The following is an 18,322-nucleotide window of genomic DNA, read 5'->3' as shown; positions in this document are numbered from 1 at the left end:
TTGTGAAATCTCTGGCCGCAGCGTAAACGGACTCCGCCCCTGCGGCGCACAGGCCGCCAGGACCGCAAGCGCGCCTCCTGCGATTCCGCCCGGAGCAGGCGGCCCCAAGAGCGGAAGTCATACCCTAGCCTCTCCGTCCGGCGCTGACAAGTCCGGTGGAGGCACAGCCACGAGGCCCGGAACATGCCCATTGAGGAAGCCGATTTCTGGTTGGAAAGTTATAATTTTGATCTGCCCCAGGAGCGTATTGCCCAGTTCCCCCCTGAAGAGCGGGGAACCTCGCGGCTCATGGTGCTGCCGCGTACGGGCGCAGTGGAGCTGACGCACGCGCGCTTTGCGGACCTGCCTGATTTGTTGCCCCCCGGCGCTCTGCTGGTGGCCAACAATTCCCGCGTGCTGCAGGCGCGGCTGTTGGGCACGCGGGCCACGGGCGGCAAGGTGGAATTTTTGCTGCTGACCCCCCTGCCCCTGGTGCTGGAGCGCGCCGTGCCCGCCAAAACCGGCGGCCTGGTCGCCGAGGCAGAGGGCCTGGTGCGTTCCGGCGGGAGCGTCCGTGACGGTGAGACCTTTGATTTCGGCGCGGGCATACGGGTGACGGTGCTGGAATCGGGCGCCTTTGGCCGCCGGCGGGTGCGGCTGCATTGGGAGGGTGACCTGGCCAAGGCCTTTGCCGCCACGGGGCACATCCCTCTGCCGCCCTACATCAAACGTCCGGACGGCGACGAGGACAGAAGCCGCTACCAGACGGTCTACTCCCGCGAGGACAAGACCGGATCTGTGGCTGCGCCCACGGCGGGCCTGCATTTTACTGAAGACCTGCGCGCGGATCTGGCCGCCCGCGGCTTTCAGTGGGCAGAGGTCACCTTGTATGTGGGGTATGGCACCTTCAGCCCCGTGCGCAGCCAGAACATCCGCGCCCACCGCATGCACCGCGAATACTTTGAAGTGCCGGAAGAAACGGCTCAGGCCGTGGCCAAGGCCAAGGCCGAAAAGCGTCCGGTGGTGGCTGTGGGCACCACCAGCGTGCGTGCCCTGGAGGGCGTGGCCGAGCTTTGCGGCCGGGTGCAGCCCTTTGCGGGCTGGACGGACATTTTTTTGTATCCCGGCCGGCGTTTCCGCGTGGTGGACGGGCTGGTGACCAATTTCCATCTGCCGGAATCCTCCCTGCTCATGCTGGTGTCCGCTTTTGCGGGACGCCAGCGCGTGCTGGCGGCCTATGCCGAGGCCGAGGCGCAGGGTTACCGGTTTTTTTCCTATGGGGATGCCATGCTCATACGCTGAAGCGTCCCGCGGCGACGGCCGTTTTGGGGCGGGGCGTGCCCCGGCCCGCGCGGCAACCCCCCACCGCGCCCCGTCGCCGGGCGCAAAGGAGTACCCATGTCACGAGTAGTTTTTCTGGAAGAACGCTGCAAGGGCTGCCGCCTGTGCGTGGCCGCCTGCCCGGCGCACGTTTTACGGCCATCGGGCCGCTATAACCGTCAGGGCTATGAAGTCATGGAGCAGGAGGGCCCGTGTACGGGCTGCACCGCCTGCGCCGTCATGTGCCCGGACGTGGCCATCCGCGTGTTCCGTACCGCCAAGGCCAAAGGGGGTGACGCATGAGCGCCGCCGAACGTGTTTTGATCAAAGGTAACGAAGCCATTGCCTATGGTGCGGTGGACGCGGGCTGCCGCTGCTATTTCGGTTACCCCATCACCCCGCAGAACGAAGTGCCCGAAACGCTCTCCGTGCTGCTGCCCGATGGGGGCGGCCAGTTTGTGCAGGCCGAAAGTGAGGTGGCGGCCGTCAATATGCTGCTGGGCGCGGCGGCCTGCGGCGTGCCGGCCATGACGTCTTCTTCCGGCTGCGGCATTTCGCTCATGCAGGAGGGCGTTTCCTACATGGCGGGCAGCCAGATTCCCGGCGTCATGGTCAACATGCAGCGCGGCGGCCCTGGCCTGGGCGATATCGGCCCCTCACAGGGCGATTATTTTCAGGCCGTCAAGGGCGGCGGCCACGGCGACCACCGCAATCTGGTGCTGGCCCCTTCCACGGCGCAGGAATGCTACGATTTCATGTTCCGCGCCTTTGCTCTGGCCTTCAAGTACGCCAACCCCGTGCTGGTGCTGGGCGACGCCATTGTGGGCCAGATTAAAGAGCCCGTGCGCCGCGTGCCGCCCAAGGACGCCGTGCCCCCCGAAGACCTGGCCCGTCTGGCTGCTGACTGGCGGCTGGAAGGCTACGGCAAACGCGGGGTACACGCTGCGCCGCGCCTGCTCAAGTCCGTTTATCTGGCTGAAGGGGCCCTGGCCGAGCGCAACCGCATGCTCATGCGCAAGTACGCGGCCATGCGCGCCGAATGCGCGTTTGAATGCGTGGATACCGAGGATGCGGATCTGGTGGTGGTGGCCTTTGGTTCCATTGCCCGTATCGCCCGCAGCGCCGTGCGCGCCCTGCGTGCGGAAGGCCGTCGGGTGGGCCTGTTCCGCCCTGTGACGCTCTATCCTTTCCCGGACGAAGCCCTGCGCGCCCTGGCCCCAGGCCGGCGCTTTCTGGTGCTGGAGCAGAACGCCGGTCAGATGGTGGAGGACGTGCGCCTGGCCCTTTGCGCGCAGCCCGGCGCAGCGGCCGCCGACGTGCGCTGGCATGGCGTCATGCCCGGTCTGTTCATCGGGGCCGATGCCCTGCGCGAGCCCATGCTCCAGGCTCTGGAGGAAAAGTGATGGATACCGCTCTGCAAAACCAATTGCGCCCCCAACCGGGCGAAACTCTGGTCTTTGACGCCAACCCCGTGCTCAACGAACGCGAAACTCACTACTGCCCCGGCTGCCACCACGGCATTGCCCACCGTCTGGTGAGCGAGGTGCTTCACGAGCTGGGCGTGGCGGAGAGGACCATCCTGGTGGCCTCGGTGGGCTGCGCCACCTTTACTTACGACTACTTTAACGTAGACGGCCTGGAGGCTCCCCACGGCCGGGCCTGCGCCGTGGCCACGGGCGTGCGCCGGGCCCGGCCCGACGCCGTGGTCTTTACCTATCAGGGCGACGGCGATATGGCCGCCATCGGCATGGCCGAATCCCTGCACGCGGCCAACCGGGGCGAACACATCACCGCCGTGTTCATCAACAATACGGTCTACGGCATGACCGGCGGCCAGATGGCCCCCACCACCCTGCTGGGGCAGAAGACCACCACCACCGTACACGGCCGCAACGCCGCCAACGAGGGCGGGCCCATCCATATGGCCGAGCTCATGGCCCAACTGGGCGGCGTGGCCTATGCCGCGCGCTGCGCCCTGGACAGCGTGGCCCATGTGCGCGCGGCCAAAAAGGCCTTGCGCCGCGCCTTTGAGGTGCAGATCAACGGCCTGGGCTTCGGCTTTGTGGAGCTGCTTTCGGGCTGCCCCACCAACTGGCACATGGACCCCATTACGGCCAACAAACGCATTGCGGAAGCCATGATCCCCGTGTTCCCCCTGGGCGTCTGCAAGGACGTGACCGCCGCGCAGGAGGCCAGCCATGAGTGAGTATCAGGACGTAATCATTGCGGGCTTTGGCGGCCAGGGGGTTATGCTGGCGGGCAATCTGCTGGCCCAGGCCGGGATGGAACACGGGCTGGAGGTGACCTTCATCCCCGTGTACGGCGCGGAAATGCGCGGCGGCACGGCCAACTGCACCGTGGTGCTGGATACCCACCCCATCGGCGCGCCTCTGGTGCGCGAACCGCGCTCCACCATTATCCTTAACGAACCTTCCCTGACCAAGTTCCAGCCGCGCCTGCACAAGGAGGGCGTGCAGATTGTCAACGCCTCCCTCATTGACCGTGGCCTGCTGGACGGACAGCATCGCAGCATTTACATCCCGGTCAACGACATGGCCCATGAACTGGGCAATGTGAAGCTGGCCAACATGGTGGCTCTGGGCGCCTGGATCAAGGCTACCGGCGCGCTGCCCCTTGCGGCCGTGCAGGAGGCCCTGCGCCGCGTGGTCAGCAGCCACTACGCCCACCTAGTGCCCGTCAACGCCAAAGCCCTGGAGGCGGGCTACAACTTCGCGGAGTAAAGAGAGCGGGGGCCCCAGCCCCCGCGCCATACGCCGCAGCACAGCAGCCGCAGGCCGGGAGGCGCGCCTTCCGACCTGCGGCTGCTGGTTTTGCGCTGCAATTGCAGCTTGCTCTAGAGCATTTAACACTTGAAATGCTCGCTTACGGCAGGCAATAGCCTGCCTTCTCGCATTTTGTGGCAAGGATTTTCAAGAAAATCCTTGCAGAGCAGTTAGCTCATTTCATTCGCTAACTGCTCTAAAAGTAGTCGGAAAAGTAGGGCTTGTCCGAAGGGATCAGTCCCTCCAGCTTTCTGAGCAGATGGTAGTCCATGTCGATGCGGTCGTTGTTGTAGAGGTAGGTGGGGCGCTTGTAGCCCATGAGCATGGTGGTGAGGGTCTGGATATCCAGCGAGATGCGGTGCCCGGTGCTCCAGGCGGCCACCTTTTCGCACTGGGTGCGGCCTTCGTTCCAGGCCACGCGGAAGATGCCGTTGTTCCAGGGGGCCATGGGGTCGCTCACGTTGAGTTCCAGCACCAGGCGCGGGTCCGTGAACTGGAAGGCGTAGGCTTCCACAAATTTCTGCACGTCCACAATGCGGGCCATGGCGTAAGGCTGGATGGTTTCGTCGATTTCGCTGTCTTCAAACTGAAAAGCCAGGGATTCGCCGCTGTAGTTGCAGCCTTCTACCTTTGTGATCATGGAAAAATGCGCGCTGATGTAGTTCCAGATGCCGTATTTGGCTTCCTGGTTCAGGTAGACCATTTCCTTGATGCTGAAAATTTCGTTTTCAATGTAGTAGATGACGTAGCCCAGAGGCTTGGCGTCCGCGCTGTAGTATACGGCGGCCATGACGTCGTCCGAATCCCAGCGCCAGTATTCTTCCCATTCCAGCGCGCCACGGATGAGCGCGCCGTGCTCCTGTCGGGCAAAGTAGCGGTAGACGCGGTGCAGGTCTTCGCTTTCAATATCCACGCGCTCTATCTGTCCGTCCACGGGGTGGCGGTGGGGCAGCTGGGTATCTTTGATGGAAAAGGTCATCTTGTCCGAGATGATTTCCCAGCCGTGCTTGCGGTAGAGGGGGATGGAGTAGGGGCAGAGGTAGGAAATGCTCTGCTGCTGGTCGCGCATATACTCCAGGCTTTTGGTGATGAGTGTGCGGATGAGCCCCCGGCCCGTGTATTCCGGGTAGGTGGCCACGCCCGTAATGCCGCCCATTTTGCAGATGGCGCCGTGGATGTTCACTTCCATGGGGTAGATGACGATCTGGGAAGCGAGGTGCCCTTTGTAAAACCAGCCCATGACGTGCGAGGCCTCGAAAATGGGCAGTTTGGACTGCTTCATCTCCTTGTCTGACCAGCCGATGCGGGCCATTTCGGATGTGCTGACCTGAAAGGCGTAGCGCAGCAGGGCTTCAAACTCTTCAAAGTCTTCTTCGCCCAGCTGGCGAAATTCAAAGGCCTCGCCGTGGGGTACGGAAGGGTGCGGCGCGGCAACCGGGCGGTCGCCGCGCTCGGGTCGGCCTACGGGCACCAGGGGTGCGCCGTCGCGCTCGTCCGGCGGCGCGCCGGCGGCGTGAAAGGGGTGCGGCTCCAGGCGCGGGCCTTCCAGAGGGGACAAGTGCTGCTGCTTGTGGAGGATACGCATTCCGCTCCATCCGTAAGGATTATGGGTGGCCTGTACCCCTTCGCGTCGCTTTGCGCAAGGGGCGTCGGGCCGTCTTGGCGCTTTCCGCCAGCGGGCTCTGGCGTCTTTGGCGGGCTGCCCTTGCGGGCGCACAGACGCAAAAGCAGGACGCCCACCCCGGCCTTGCTCCGCACAACGCTTGCCTGCGTTTTTGCGGTGGGCGTCCGCGTATGCGTGTTTAAAGGGGTAAGGGCTTTAAGCCGGGGCGCACTCCATATCCGCCACCACGCGGATTACGTCGCCCACAATGGACACGGGGATGCCCGGCCCCACGCCGAAGTCGCTGCGTTTGACGGCGCCGCTGACCTGAAAGGAGAGGGTGGGCTTTTGGTTCATGGGGTTGGTTACCTGTTCGCTTACGCAGAGGTTGAAGGTTACTTCTTTGGATACGCCGTGCAGGCTCAAGGTGCCCGTGAGCGTGCCTGTGCGGTCGGGCCCCAGATGCACCACGGAGCTGGTGAAGCGCAGTTCGGGAAACTGCGCCACGCCAAAGAAATCCGCGCTGCGCAGGTGTTCGTCCCTGGGGGGGACGCGGGTATCAATATCGGCGGTCTGCGCCGTGAGGGTAAACACGGCGTCCGTCAGGTCCGGTTTGGTTGTTTCCACCGTCAGGCTCGCGTCGGCAAAGCGGCCGTAAATGTCGGTGATGGCGAGGTGCCGAGCCACAAAGCCGAGCCGGGAATGGGCGGGGTCGTTTTTCCATGTGCTCATGAGGAACCTCCTTTTATGTACTATAGCCACGCTTGGCGCGCCCGTCAAAGCCTGCGCCCTTTTGCGGAAAAAAATGCCCCGCAGCCCTTGACTTCCTGACTATAGAATAATACTTTTCAGGAAACAAACTTACTTTGTAGCCTTCTTTCCATGATCGAGAGAAAGGGCACGGCACAGATTCGCCGGTGCGTACAAAGAGGCGGGCTTATGTCACGTTTTGGCATAAGTTGCTCTTATTGTATGGACTTTGGAGGACGCCGTGCCCTTTTGCCTGTTGTCTGAAACGCTTTGGCCCATATTTTGCATTGATAAAAGTCCCGTACCGCCCCGGCGCGGCAGGGGACTTTTTTGCGTCAGAAAAGCGGCATCGCCCACTATATACCGAGAAAACGTCAAGATCGCTATGAGGCGCCATCATGAGTGAGATAAAAATTTTTCGCCCTCAGGCTGGACAACGTGTGGAGATCACCCCCACGGCCGAGGGGCGTCTGGCTCTGGATTTCGTACCGCAGGACGCCACCATTGCCCGCCAGGGGGAGGATCTTGTTTTTTCCTTCCCCGACGGGGGCACGGTGGTGCTGGTGGGCTTTTATGACCTGCCTGCCGACCATTTGCCCGAATTTGCCGTGGACGGCGTGGCGATCTCCGGCGAGGCCTTTTTTGCCGCCCTTAATAATCCGGATCTTATGCCTGCGGCGGGTTTTTTGAATGCCCCCCACACGGGCGGACTTGATGCGCTGGAATTTAATGACGCGTCTCTCACCCTGTTGGAGGGCTTGAAAACCCTTGGGGGCCTCAATTTCAGTAGTAACCGTTTTGGTGAAACTGGCGGAGGCCAGCGCGGCTTCAGCGATGGCGGTTCGGCCATCCCCGGCACGCCTTCGCCCACGCCCAAGGGGGGGCCGGGGGCCGTGCCCCCCCCTCCGCCGCCCGACCACGGCGTACGCCTGGAGGTGCTGGAGCAGCAGGGCGGCCCTGGCCCTGGTCACGGCGGCCCTGGGCCCGTGGTGCAGACCCTGGAAGTGCGCGAGGCCGGTCTGGTCAGCGGCGGTAATGCGCAAGAGGCTGCCGCTGTCGGCGGCCTGCGCGTGGCCGCGCCCGACGGTGTGGGCCGCATTGTTGTCAACAATGTTACGGTCTGGACCGGAGGCCGGCTGGTGGCGGATTCTGTGGACGTGCCCGGCGGCACGCTCTCCGTGGGATTTGATCCGCGCAGCGGCCAGCTGACCTATACCTATACGCTGCAGGAGGCCCTTACGCACCCGGAAGGGGCGGACAGCCTGACCAACGAAGTGACCCTGACGGTGATGGACCGTGACGGCGACAGCGCCCAGGCCACCCTGCAGCTTACCGTGGACGACGACGCGCCCAGCATTGCGGCGCGTGTGGCGGACACAGCTACGGACAAGACCGCCCCCACAGCCGACGGTAATGTGCTGACCGGAGCCGTGGCCGGCGCGGACGGCGCGCACTTTGCCTGGACGTCGGAAGCACTGTCGGACTACGGCACGGTGAGCCTCAATGCCGACGGCAGCTACAGCTTTATGGTGAGCGGCGACAAGGCTGCGGCCTTGGGCGCGGGGCAGTCGGTGGACCAGACTTTCACCTATGCCTACACAGACAATGACGGCGATACGGCCACGGGCACGCTGACCATCACCATCAGGGGCACCAACGACGCGCCCACGGTGGCGGCGTCCACGGCGAGCGTGGCTGAAGACACGACCCAGGTCACCGGCACGCTGCCCGCGCCCACGGATGTGGACAGCACGGACACCCCGACCTATGTGGCGCAGACGGAAACCGCCGGTCAGTACGGCAGCTTTACCCTCAATGGCGACGGCTCCTACACCTACTCCCTGAACAACGGCCTGGCTGCGGTGCAGGCCCTGGGCGTCAACGACACCCTGACGGAAACCCTCAGCTACACGGTGAGCGACGGCCACGGCGGCACGGCTACCAACAACCTGACCATCACCATCAGGGGCGCCAACGATGCGCCCACGGTGGCGGCGGCCACGGCGAGCGTGGCTGAAGACACGGCCCAGGTCACCGGCACGCTGCCCGCGCCCACGGATGTGGACAGCACGGACGTCCCGGCCTATGTGGCGCAGACGGGAACCGCCGGTCAGTACGGCAGCTTTACCCTCAGTGCCGACGGCTCCTACACCTACACCCTGAACAACAATCTGGCTGCGGTGCAGGCCCTGGGCGTCAACGACACCCTGACGGAAACCCTCAGCTACACGGTGAGCGACGGCCACGGCGGCACGGCTACCAACAACCTGACCATCACCATCAGGGGCACCAACGACGCGCCCACGGTGGCGGCGTCCACGGCGAGCGTGGCTGAAGACACGACCCAGGTCACCGGCACGCTGCCCGCGCCCACGGATGTGGACAGCACGGACACCCCGACCTATGTGGCGCAGACGGAAACCGCCGGTCAGTACGGCAGCTTTACCCTCAATGGCGACGGCTCCTACACCTACTCCCTGAACAACGGCCTGGCTGCGGTGCAGGCCCTGGGCGTCAACGACACCCTGACGGAAACCCTCAGCTACACGGTGAGCGACGGCCACGGCGGCACGGCTACCAACAACCTGACCATCACCATCAGGGGCACCAACGACGCGCCCACGGTGGCGGCGGCCACGGCGAGCGTGGCTGAAGACACGGCCCAGGTCACCGGCACGCTGCCCGCGCCCACGGATGTGGACAGCACGGACGTCCCGGCCTATGTGGCGCAGACGGGAACCGCCGGTCAGTACGGCAGCTTTACCCTCAGTGCCGACGGCTCCTACACCTACACCCTGAACAACAATCTGGCTGCGGTGCAGGCCCTGGGCGTCAACGACACCCTGACGGAAACCCTCAGCTACACGGTGAGCGACGGCCACGGCGGCACGGCTACCAACAACCTGACCATCACCATCAGGGGCACCAACGATGCGCCCACGGTGGCGGCGGCCACGGCGAGCGTGGCTGAAGACACGGCCCAGGTCACCGGCACGCTGCCCGCGCCCACGGATGTGGACAGCACGGACGCCCCGACCTATGTGGCGCAGACGGGAACCGCCGGTCAGTACGGCAGTTTTACCCTCAATGGCGACGGCTCCTACACCTATACCCTGGACAACGACCTGGCTGCGGTGCAGGCCCTGGGCGTCAACGACACCCTGACGGAAACCCTCAGCTACACGGTGAGCGACGGCCACGGCGGCACGGCTACCAACAACCTGACCATCACCATCACGGGCACCAACGATGCGCCCACGGTGGCGGCGGCCACGGCGAGCGTGGCTGAAGACACGGCCCAGGTCACCGGCACGCTGCCCGCGCCCACGGATGTGGACAGCACGGACGTCCCGGCCTATGTGGCGCAGACGGGAACCGCCGGTCAGTACGGCAGCTTTACCCTCAGTGCCGACGGCTCCTACACCTACACCCTGAACAACAATCTGGCTGCGGTGCAGGCCCTGGGCGTCAACGACACCCTGACGGAAACCCTCAGCTACACGGTGAGCGACGGCCACGGCGGCACGGCTACCAACAACCTGACCATCACCATCAGGGGCACCAACGACGCGCCCACGGTGGCGGCGTCCACGGCGAGCGTGGCTGAAGACACGACCCAGGTCACCGGCACGCTGCCCGCGCCCACGGATGTGGACAGCACGGACACCCCGACCTATGTGGCGCAGACGGAAACCGCCGGCCAGTACGGCAGCTTTACCCTCAATGGCGACGGCTCCTACACCTATACCCTGGACAACGACCTGGCTGCGGTGCAGGCCCTGGGCGTCAACGACACCCTGACGGAAACCCTCAGCTACACGGTGAGCGACGGCCACGGCGGCACGGCCACCAACAACCTGACCATCACCATCAGGGGCACCAACGATGCGCCCACGGTGGCGGCGTCCACGGCGAGCGTGGCTGAAGACATGGCCCAGGTCACCGGCACGCTGCCCGCGCCCACGGATGTGGACAGCACGGACGTCCCGGCCTATGTGGCGCAGACGGGAACCGCCGGTCAGTACGGCAGCTTTACCCTCAGTGCCGACGGCTCCTACACCTACACCCTGAACAACAATCTGGCTGCGGTGCAGGCCCTGGGCGTCAACGACACCCTGACGGAAACCCTCAGCTACACGGTGAGCGACGGCCACGGCGGCACGGCCACCAACAACCTGACCATCACCATCAGGGGCACCAACGACGCGCCCGTCATCAGCACGGAGGGTCCGGGGGTTCTGAATCTTACGGAATCGGGCTGGAGCGACGACAACGGGGCCAATGCTTACAACCATGCCACAAAGGGCGTAGAAAGCGCCAACGGCAGCTTTACGGTCACGGATGTGGATGCGGGCGATACGCAAACCGTCAGCCTGTTGCTGGGTGGAGAAAGCGCTACGCTGGAAACCCAGACGGACGGCACGCTGGTGTACCACGCCCAGTACGGCGACCTGGTGCTTACGCCCACAACCAATAATGACGGCAGCGTCACCTACGCCTACAGCTTTGCGCTCAACGCGGCGGCCAATGCCCTGACGGATGCGGACAAGCCTTCCTACGAGTTCACCATCCGGGTGACGGACAGCCAGGGCGCGGCCGTGGAACAGCCGGTGACGGTCAACATCCAGGGCGCCAACGATATCCCGCTCATGTCCGGGCAGACGGTCGGCCTGACGGAGAACGATTCCACCGCAATGACCGTTGGGGGCAACCTTCAGCATTTCAACAAGTATATGGGCAAGGACGAAAACGGCAACGCCGTTTACGCGCGCCTGCCCAGCTTTGACCCCGAAGACGGCGACATGGTCACCTTTGGTGTGGCCGGGCTCAGCGACGGCAAGGCCTCCTGGGATGTGGTCAAAGGCCAGGAAAACGGCTGGAAGGACGAAAACGGCAACGCCGTGGACCACGGCGGCCAGACCCTGGGCGTGTCCATCAGCAAGACCGTTGACGGGCGGACCACATCGCGTGCAGAATCTGTTGAAATAATTAAGATTGTTACCGATAGCGACAGCGATGGGGGCAGCCACCAGCTCGTGGTCACCAACTACGGCGTGCTGGACCTCAATACCACCAGTGGCGCGTTTACCTTTATCAGCGGCACAGCGCTGAACAGCTCGGCGCTCTCTACAGCGCTGACCGACGCTGGATTCGACGCGGACGTTGCCGCCGCCTACCTGAAGACGATCACCAGCCATGTAGATTCCCTGGCCGAGGGCGAAAAGCTCTCCTTCAGCTTCCAGGCCACGGTCAAAGACAGCCATGGTCTTACCGGCACTCACCTGATCGGCGTCACCATCAACGGCGCCAACGACGCGCCCACGGTGGCGGAGTCCACGGCCGACGTCACCCTTGGCCTGACGGAATCGGGCAAGAGCGGCGATATCGGCACCGACTTTGCCAACGGCAGAAACGGCGACAACGCCAAGGGCACGTCCACGGATTCCGGCAGCTTTACCGTACACGATGTGGACGGCGACGCCCTGAGCGTGACGGGCCTGACCTTTACGGACGGCACAGATGCAGCCGCCTCTGTCACCGGCACGAATGCGGACGGCGCAACTGCCTACCACACCGCTTACGGCGACCTGGTGCTTACGCCCACAACCAACAATGACGGCAGCGTCACCTACAACTATAACTTTAATCTGGACAATGCCTCCGCCGCCGTCAACAGCCTGGACGAAGGGGAAACCAAAACCTTGACCTTTACCGTCAGTGTGGCGGACAGCCAGGGCGGCACCGTGGAACAGCCGGTGACGGTCAACATCCAGGGCGCCAACGATATCCCGCTCATGGGCTGGAGCAGCGTCACCCTCCAAGAGGACGGCGCGACCTCCGCCGCCAATTTTATCCCCGGTAAGAATACCGGAGCTTCCCCCGTGGATGCCGAAGGCGATACCCTCGTCTATGGCGTGGCCGGGCTCAGCGACGGCAAGGATTCCTGGGGTGTGGCGCGGGGCAAGCTGGACTACACGGGCGAGCACGGCGGCAAGACTCTGGAGGTAGCTGTCAGCAAGACCGTTGACGGACAGACTACTGCGCACACCGAATCTATCGAGATTCTTAAAACTGCAACTGTCGATAGCGACAGCGATGAGGGCAGCCACCAGCTCGTGGTCACCAACTACGGCGTGCTGGACCTCAATACCGCCAGCGGCCACTATACCTTTACCAAGGGCACGCCGGAAAACAGCGGAGACTTGTCCACGGCCCTGCAGAAAGCCTACGGCGCGGACGCCGACATCAGCGCCGCTCTGCAGACCATTACGAGCAACGTCAATAGCCTGGCCGCGGGCGAAAAGCTCTCCTTCAGCTTCCAGGCCACGGCTACGGAGGACGGTACCAGCCTGCAAAGTACCCACATGATCGGCGTGACTATCACGGGCGCTTACGATGCCCCCAGCCTCAGCATGGGCGAATCTGCCCCCACGGTGGACGAAGCCCTGCTGCCCGGCGGCACGGAGCATACGGAGGGAACCTCCGCCACCGCCGAGGGCACGTTTACGGCCAATACCTACGGCGAGGGCGGCACGCTGACCATCGGGGGGCAGACCTTTACTTTGGACGCCAACGGCAACGCCCCGGTGGGCACGGATGGTACCGCCATTCATACCAAGCACGGCACCTTGACGGTCACGTCCATTGCAGGCGGCACGGTGCACTACAGCTACGAGTTGAACAAGGCTGTGGACAACGTGGAAGGCGCGAACAGCGCCACGGAATCCATCACCGTCAGCATCGCCCGCGGCAGCGGCACGAACACGCAGGCGGTTTCCGACACCCTGATCATCGCCATCCAGGACGACGCGCCCACGGCCACGGTCACGGTGGACAGCACCACCACGACCACCACCGGCAGCGGGGCCGGCACGGCGGGGGACGAAATTACGCTTGACTTTTTGAGTCTCCCTGCTGGCGCTGTGGCGACGGGCAGCCTGAGCCTGCCAGAAGGTATGACCATTTCCACCGGACAAGTCGTTTATGCTGCTGACAACAAGGTTAGCAGCTTTACCGCGGCTGGAGACCTGTATCTCAAAAGCAGCGATGCCTGGTGGGGTGGCCTAGGGGTCGATACGACTGCTGAGGAGAATGGGATTGATACCTTTGCCAAAACTGCATGGGAAGACGGGAAGCTGGGTCCTAACAGCCGCCTGAGCGAAATCTGTTTTGCCAAGCAGGCTGACGGCACCGGCGTTTCAGAAGCCGTAGTCTTCGAGCTGCCGGAAGGGCAGAGCGCTACGTCGCTTTCCATTACCCTGGGCGGCTTCGCTTCCTCGGATACTTACGGCAAGCCGGAAAAAGCCCTAATCTCCTTCTATAATGGCACTACATTAATAAAGAGTGAAACGGTTGAAGCAAAAGGCGGGAGCGTATTAGCGCTTGAAGCTCTCAATCCTGACAGCACTTTTACTAAAGTCATGGTATCTGCTGTCGACAATGGCATTACTTATAACACCTACCAAAAAGACAACAGTGACTTCACCATCCAGAGCGTTTCCTTTGGCGGCGTGCAGCAGGAAAGCCCGGCGGAAACCGTTACGGCTATTTCCGGGCACGTCACGGGCGTCAGTGCGGACGGCATAACCTCCATTGTTTTTGACGAGAGCGTTACCAGCGTCACCCTGGCCGACGGCAAAGCAATGACCCTCGCCACTACGGATGACGGCCAAACCCTTACCGGCACAGTAGACGGCACCACCTATTTTACCGCCACCCTGAACGATGTGGACACTGACGGCACAGCCCAGTGGAAGGTCACCCAAACGCAGCCTTTCCAGCTTGTCGAAGGCCAGAATCTGCTCAATTTTGTGGTCACGGACGGCGACGGCGATACGGCCGCCACCGCTGTGGCGGGCAGCAGCCTGGGCCTCAACGTTTCCGCGCCCGTGGCCGTGGACGATGTGTACTATGCGGATGCGCCCGCGACCGGCGACAATCCCGGCGAGACCGGCGGGCCGGAAAGCCTCTCCGTTACGGCCACAGCCAACGCCGGGCTGGTGGTGGGTGGCACAGCCACAATCAATGGTTCCGCTGCGAGGCTGTATACCAATCACGCCGCAACGGATGGCATTTTTACAGACGCAAAGGGCAACACCGTTTCCATTGCCCAACTGCAAGGCGCCGTTGGTAACGGTGATGATGTCATTAAGATAGGCAGAGATGCCTCCTTCGCCGATCTGGCTGGCTATAACGTGGCCGGGAAAACTGTCATTATTGACGGCGACTTTACCGATAGGGGCGCCGTAACCCTCAACTGCAACCTGATTGTAACAGGGAATATGCATGTTTCAGGGTCTCTGACCTCCAATGCCCATCTGGTCTACATCGGCGGCAGTGCGGTGGTGGATGGTGCTGTGGCCATCTACGGTCAAAGGCAAGGTGTTTTCCCATATGACTATCAGGGCGTTGTTGCAGTGGGGAAGGATCTGACCGTTAAGGGCGCTCTTGCCGTTTACGCCAAGGGCGATTCTGTTTCCTTCTCCATAACCACCGTCGGCGGCGACACGGGCGAAGTGGCTGCCGCGTCCTACACCGTCCACCTGGCCGACCTGTTGACCAACGATGATGACGGCGACGGCAACGCAACTACCCACGACGTCCACCTTAATGTGGATTCCCTGCACCTTACGGCGGACACGGCTGCGGCCTTCACGGCCACGCTGCAGGATGCCAATGGCAACATTGTCGGCTACATCACGGCCAATGGCATAACTCCGGCGGACGGATATTCCTTCAGTGAGGACGGCGGGTTACTGTCCGGCACCGGCAATGCCGCAAGCGCAGTAAGTGTGGACGGCCTTTCCGTACACCTGCAGCCCACGTCCGGCGCGGAAGCGGCCTCGGCGCAGTTCACCTACACGGTGCGCGACGGCGCGGGCCATATTTCCGAACCGGCCACGGTCACCTACAATGTGGTGGCCGCACAGGAAGGCACAGATAACGCAGGCGTTCTGCAGGGCGCAGCTACGGCGGATATTCTGCAGGGCGACGCCACGGCTGGGGGAACCGGCCACGACACGCTGCTGGGCGGCGCGGGCAACGACCTCCTTTTGGGCGACCATGCCGACCTAGCGGGCTTGGCTGCCGCACAGTTGGAGAGTACGGCCGAGGCCCTGACTCCGGCGGACATTCTTGCGTACGCCCAGGCCGACCCGCAAGCCTTGGCTGACGCGCTGGATTCGCTGCCCGGTCAGGGCGGTAACGATGCCCTCCTGGGCGAGGGCGGCAACGACCTGCTCTTCGGCCAGCACGGCAACGACGTGCTGCTGGGCGACGGTTCGCAGGACGGGCTAAGCAGCCTGGCCGGGCACCTAAGCGTCTCCACCCAGAACCCGGCCGACCCGAACACGGACGACCTTGCCGCAGCCCTGCACACGCTGGACGCGCAGGGGCTGGACAGTCTGGCCGGCTGGACCGAGCAGCACCTTGAAAACGCCGCCGACGGCAAGGACAGCCTCTTTGGCGGCACAGGCGACGATGCCCTGTTTGGTCTGGGCGGCGACGACTACCTGGACGGCGGCACGGGCGACGACCTCATCTTCGGCGGCAGCGGCAATGACAGCCTCTACGGCCAGGACGGCCATGACTACCTCCACGGCGGCTCCGGCAATGACTACCTTGAAGGCGGCGCCGGCAACGACAATCTCGTGGGCGGCGCAGGGGCGGACAAGCTCCACGGCGGCGCAGGCAACGACCTGCTGCACGCGGACGCCGCCGATCAGCTGCTGGACGGCGGCACGGGCGTGGACTTCCTGCTGACCAAGGACAGCAGCACTGTGGACAGCCTGCTTCAGGCCGGCAAGGTGAGCCATGTAGAGGCCGCCATTACCGATGCGGGCAAGGAGCCAGGCGACGCCACCCTGAGCCTCACCAGCATGGCCGACCTGGCCAAGGTGGGCATTAGCGTGAGCCAGGACGACAACGGCAACCAGACCATCACCCTGGACAAGCAGTGGACGCAAGGGGCCGGGCACGACGGCACCTTTACCAACGCCACTGCCGACCTGACGCTGACGACGCTGCATTCTGGCTCTGGCAGCAACGATGCGGAGGAGCAGGTGCAGACGGCCATCCTCCTTATGCAGAGCGAGTCCGGCGGGCAGAGCTAAAATCGTTTTTCCCACTTTTTAGCAACGACGCAACCCCAGGCCGCCGGGCATTTGCCCGGCGGCCGTTTTTGTCCTTTGCTTCAGCCCTTTTCTTCCTTTTTGTGAAAATCTGGTAAAAATTTTTTGACGAAAAGCCTTGCCAACGGCATAAAAAGCAGGTAAACGGTCCCATAGCCTGTATGGGACAGGTCAAACTTTTTATACCCTGTGGGAAAACAAGAGAGGAAGGGACTATGAAACGTATCTGTACGCTCCTTCTGGCCGCCGGCCTGCTGTTCGGCGCGGCCACCAGCGCCAGCGCCATCGATTTCAAAGCCAAGGGCCAGTGGTTGGTGGGCTTCGGCGTGGGCGAAGACAGCCTGATCAACAAGACCCGTACCGGCAATGCCCCCAAGCAGAAGCAAGACAGCAACGACCAGTTCAACGCGCAGCAGCGCGTGCGCCTGCAGTTGGACGCCGTGGCCTCCGAGGCGCTGTCCGGTACCGTGTACTTTGAAATCGGCACCCAGACCTGGGGCCAGAACGACAGCGGCGCTGCGCTGGGCGCTGACGGCAAGCAGGTGAAGGTGAAGAACGCCTACATCGACTGGGCCGTGCCGCAGACCGACCTCAAGTTCCGCATGGGCCTCCAGGGCCTGGCCCTGCCCAACACCTATGCCGGCGGTTCCGCCATCATGGATACGGATGCGGCCGCGGTGGTGGCTTCCTACCAGTTTAACGAAAACGTGGGCCTCACCGCCTTCTGGGCGCGCCCGGTCAACGACAATTTTGACGGCAAGGACCCCCGTTACTATCGTAACGGCGACACCTCGCACGCCAACTACCTGGACAATATCGACCTCTTCAGCGTGCTGCTGCCTTTGAAGTTTGACGGCTTCCACGCCACCCCCTGGGTCATGTACGGCGTGGCCGGCAAGAACGCCCTTACCGGCTATGGCGACAAATGGAGCACCAGCGATGGCGTGCTGAACTACAGCCTGCGTCCTTACCCCGCCACCACCGGTGAAGCCTTCGGCAAAACCAGCAAGGCCTACGGCTCCATGTTCTGGGCCGGCCTGCCCTTTGCCGTGACCATGTTCGATCCCTTGAATATCGAAGTGGACCTGAACTACGGCTATGTGGAAAGCATGGGCCGTTACGACGCCTACAAAAACGGCGTGTTCGCCAAGCGCGGCAGCACCGAGCGTCAGGGCTGGCTGGCCAAGGCCCTGGTGGAATACAAGATGGATTGGGGCACCCCCGGCATCTTCGGCTGGTACGCCAGCGGCGACGACGGCAACGTGAAAAACGGCTCCGAGCGTATGCCCAGCCTGGTGGCCACCGGCAACTTCACCTCCTTCATGGGCGACGGCAACCTGGGCTGGGTTAATCAGGACTACAACCTGAGCTACGCCGGCACCTGGGGCCTGGGCCTGCAGCTGCGCGACATGAGCTTCCTTGAAGACCTCAGCCACACCTTCCGCGTGGCCTACTGGGGCGGCACCAACAGCACCAGCATGGTCAAGTACATGAAGAACGCCTACGACTGGAACGACGGCACCAGCAACTACGATGGTCCTTACCTGACCACCGAAGACGGCCTGGTGGAGTTCAACCTGGTCAACAGCTACAAGATCTACGAGAACCTGGAAATGAACCTGGAGTTGGACTACCTGGTCAACTGCATGGACAACGACACCTGGAAGAAGGCCGGCTCCCGCAACTCTTCCTTTGAGAAGCAGGACATGTGGAAGGCCCAGGTGGTCTTCGCCTACAGCTTCTAGGTTTCACGGCAT

The 18,322-nt window shown here is 63.2% G+C and carries 9 protein-coding genes; 7 read left to right on the top strand and 2 right to left on the bottom strand.

Translation table 11 applies throughout. The features are described 5' to 3' along the window. Positions 1-183 precede the first annotated feature (183 nt). From queA to J7I12_RS07020, 5 genes are all read left to right on the top strand, one after another. Positions 184-1,281 (top strand): tRNA preQ1(34) S-adenosylmethionine ribosyltransferase-isomerase QueA, encoded by a 1,098-nt coding sequence (gene queA, locus J7I12_RS07040; protein WP_118230275.1) that lies wholly within the window; start codon positions 184-186, stop codon positions 1,279-1,281. 96 nt (positions 1,282-1,377) lie between these two features. Next, positions 1,378-1,602, top strand: coding sequence for a 4Fe-4S dicluster domain-containing protein (locus J7I12_RS07035; protein WP_118230276.1), 225 nt, complete (start codon positions 1,378-1,380; stop codon positions 1,600-1,602). Then, on the top strand, positions 1,599-2,702 hold the full coding sequence (vorB, locus tag J7I12_RS07030) for a 3-methyl-2-oxobutanoate dehydrogenase subunit VorB (protein WP_288907351.1): 1,104 nt from the start codon (positions 1,599-1,601) through the stop codon (positions 2,700-2,702). Before J7I12_RS07035 ends, vorB begins: the two co-directional genes overlap by 4 nt. Continuing rightward, on the top strand, positions 2,702-3,505 hold the full coding sequence (locus J7I12_RS07025; RefSeq protein ID WP_118230278.1) for a thiamine pyrophosphate-dependent enzyme: 804 nt from the start codon (positions 2,702-2,704) through the stop codon (positions 3,503-3,505). The genes vorB and J7I12_RS07025 overlap by 1 nt, the downstream gene beginning before the upstream one ends. Further along, entirely contained in the window at positions 3,498-4,040 is a 543-nt protein-coding gene (locus J7I12_RS07020; protein WP_118230279.1) for a 2-oxoacid:ferredoxin oxidoreductase subunit gamma family protein, read from the top strand. The genes J7I12_RS07025 and J7I12_RS07020 overlap by 8 nt, the downstream gene beginning before the upstream one ends. A gap of 238 nt (positions 4,041-4,278) precedes the next feature. On the opposite strand, the gene J7I12_RS07015 is transcribed toward J7I12_RS07020, so the two are convergent. Both J7I12_RS07015 and J7I12_RS07010 read right to left on the bottom strand, forming a co-directional pair. Continuing rightward, positions 4,279-5,667 (bottom strand): GNAT family N-acetyltransferase, encoded by a 1,389-nt coding sequence (locus J7I12_RS07015; RefSeq protein ID WP_242621159.1) that lies wholly within the window; start codon positions 5,665-5,667, stop codon positions 4,279-4,281. 234 nt (positions 5,668-5,901) lie between these two features. Further along, on the bottom strand, positions 5,902-6,417 hold the full coding sequence (locus J7I12_RS07010) for a YceI family protein (protein WP_288908277.1): 516 nt from the start codon (positions 6,415-6,417) through the stop codon (positions 5,902-5,904). Positions 6,418-6,833: 416 nt separating this feature from the next. On the opposite strand from J7I12_RS07010, the gene J7I12_RS07005 reads away from it, so the two are divergent. Continuing rightward, on the top strand, positions 6,834-16,547 hold the full coding sequence (locus J7I12_RS07005) for a VCBS domain-containing protein (protein WP_498793445.1): 9,714 nt from the start codon (positions 6,834-6,836) through the stop codon (positions 16,545-16,547). A gap of 233 nt (positions 16,548-16,780) precedes the next feature. Further along, positions 16,781-18,310, top strand: a complete 1,530-nt coding sequence (locus J7I12_RS07000; protein ID WP_270229172.1) for an outer membrane homotrimeric porin — start codon at positions 16,781-16,783, stop codon at positions 18,308-18,310. Positions 18,311-18,322: the final 12 nt, after the last annotated feature.

Source organism: Desulfovibrio diazotrophicus (assembly GCF_902498985.2).
Classification (GTDB): Bacteria; Desulfobacterota; Desulfovibrionia; order Desulfovibrionales; family Desulfovibrionaceae; genus Desulfovibrio; species Desulfovibrio legallii.
The sequence above is the reverse complement of the archived record's forward strand: the minus strand, read 5'-3'. Positions and strand labels throughout refer to the sequence as shown.

Coding starts and splice junctions, on each gene's coding strand:
- J7I12_RS07015 (WP_242621159.1), bottom strand. CDS start 5,667: ATGCGTATCCTCCACAAGCAGCAGCACTTGTCCCCTCTGGAAGGCCCG.
- J7I12_RS07035 (WP_118230276.1), top strand. CDS start 1,378: ATGTCACGAGTAGTTTTTCTGGAAGAACGCTGCAAGGGCTGCCGCCTG.
- J7I12_RS07005 (WP_498793445.1), top strand. CDS start 6,834: ATGAGTGAGATAAAAATTTTTCGCCCTCAGGCTGGACAACGTGTGGAG.
- queA (WP_118230275.1), top strand. CDS start 184: ATGCCCATTGAGGAAGCCGATTTCTGGTTGGAAAGTTATAATTTTGAT.
- J7I12_RS07000 (WP_270229172.1), top strand. CDS start 16,781: ATGAAACGTATCTGTACGCTCCTTCTGGCCGCCGGCCTGCTGTTCGGC.
- J7I12_RS07025 (WP_118230278.1), top strand. CDS start 2,702: ATGGATACCGCTCTGCAAAACCAATTGCGCCCCCAACCGGGCGAAACT.
- J7I12_RS07010 (WP_288908277.1), bottom strand. CDS start 6,417: ATGAGCACATGGAAAAACGACCCCGCCCATTCCCGGCTCGGCTTTGTG.
- J7I12_RS07020 (WP_118230279.1), top strand. CDS start 3,498: ATGAGTGAGTATCAGGACGTAATCATTGCGGGCTTTGGCGGCCAGGGG.
- vorB (WP_288907351.1), top strand. CDS start 1,599: ATGAGCGCCGCCGAACGTGTTTTGATCAAAGGTAACGAAGCCATTGCC.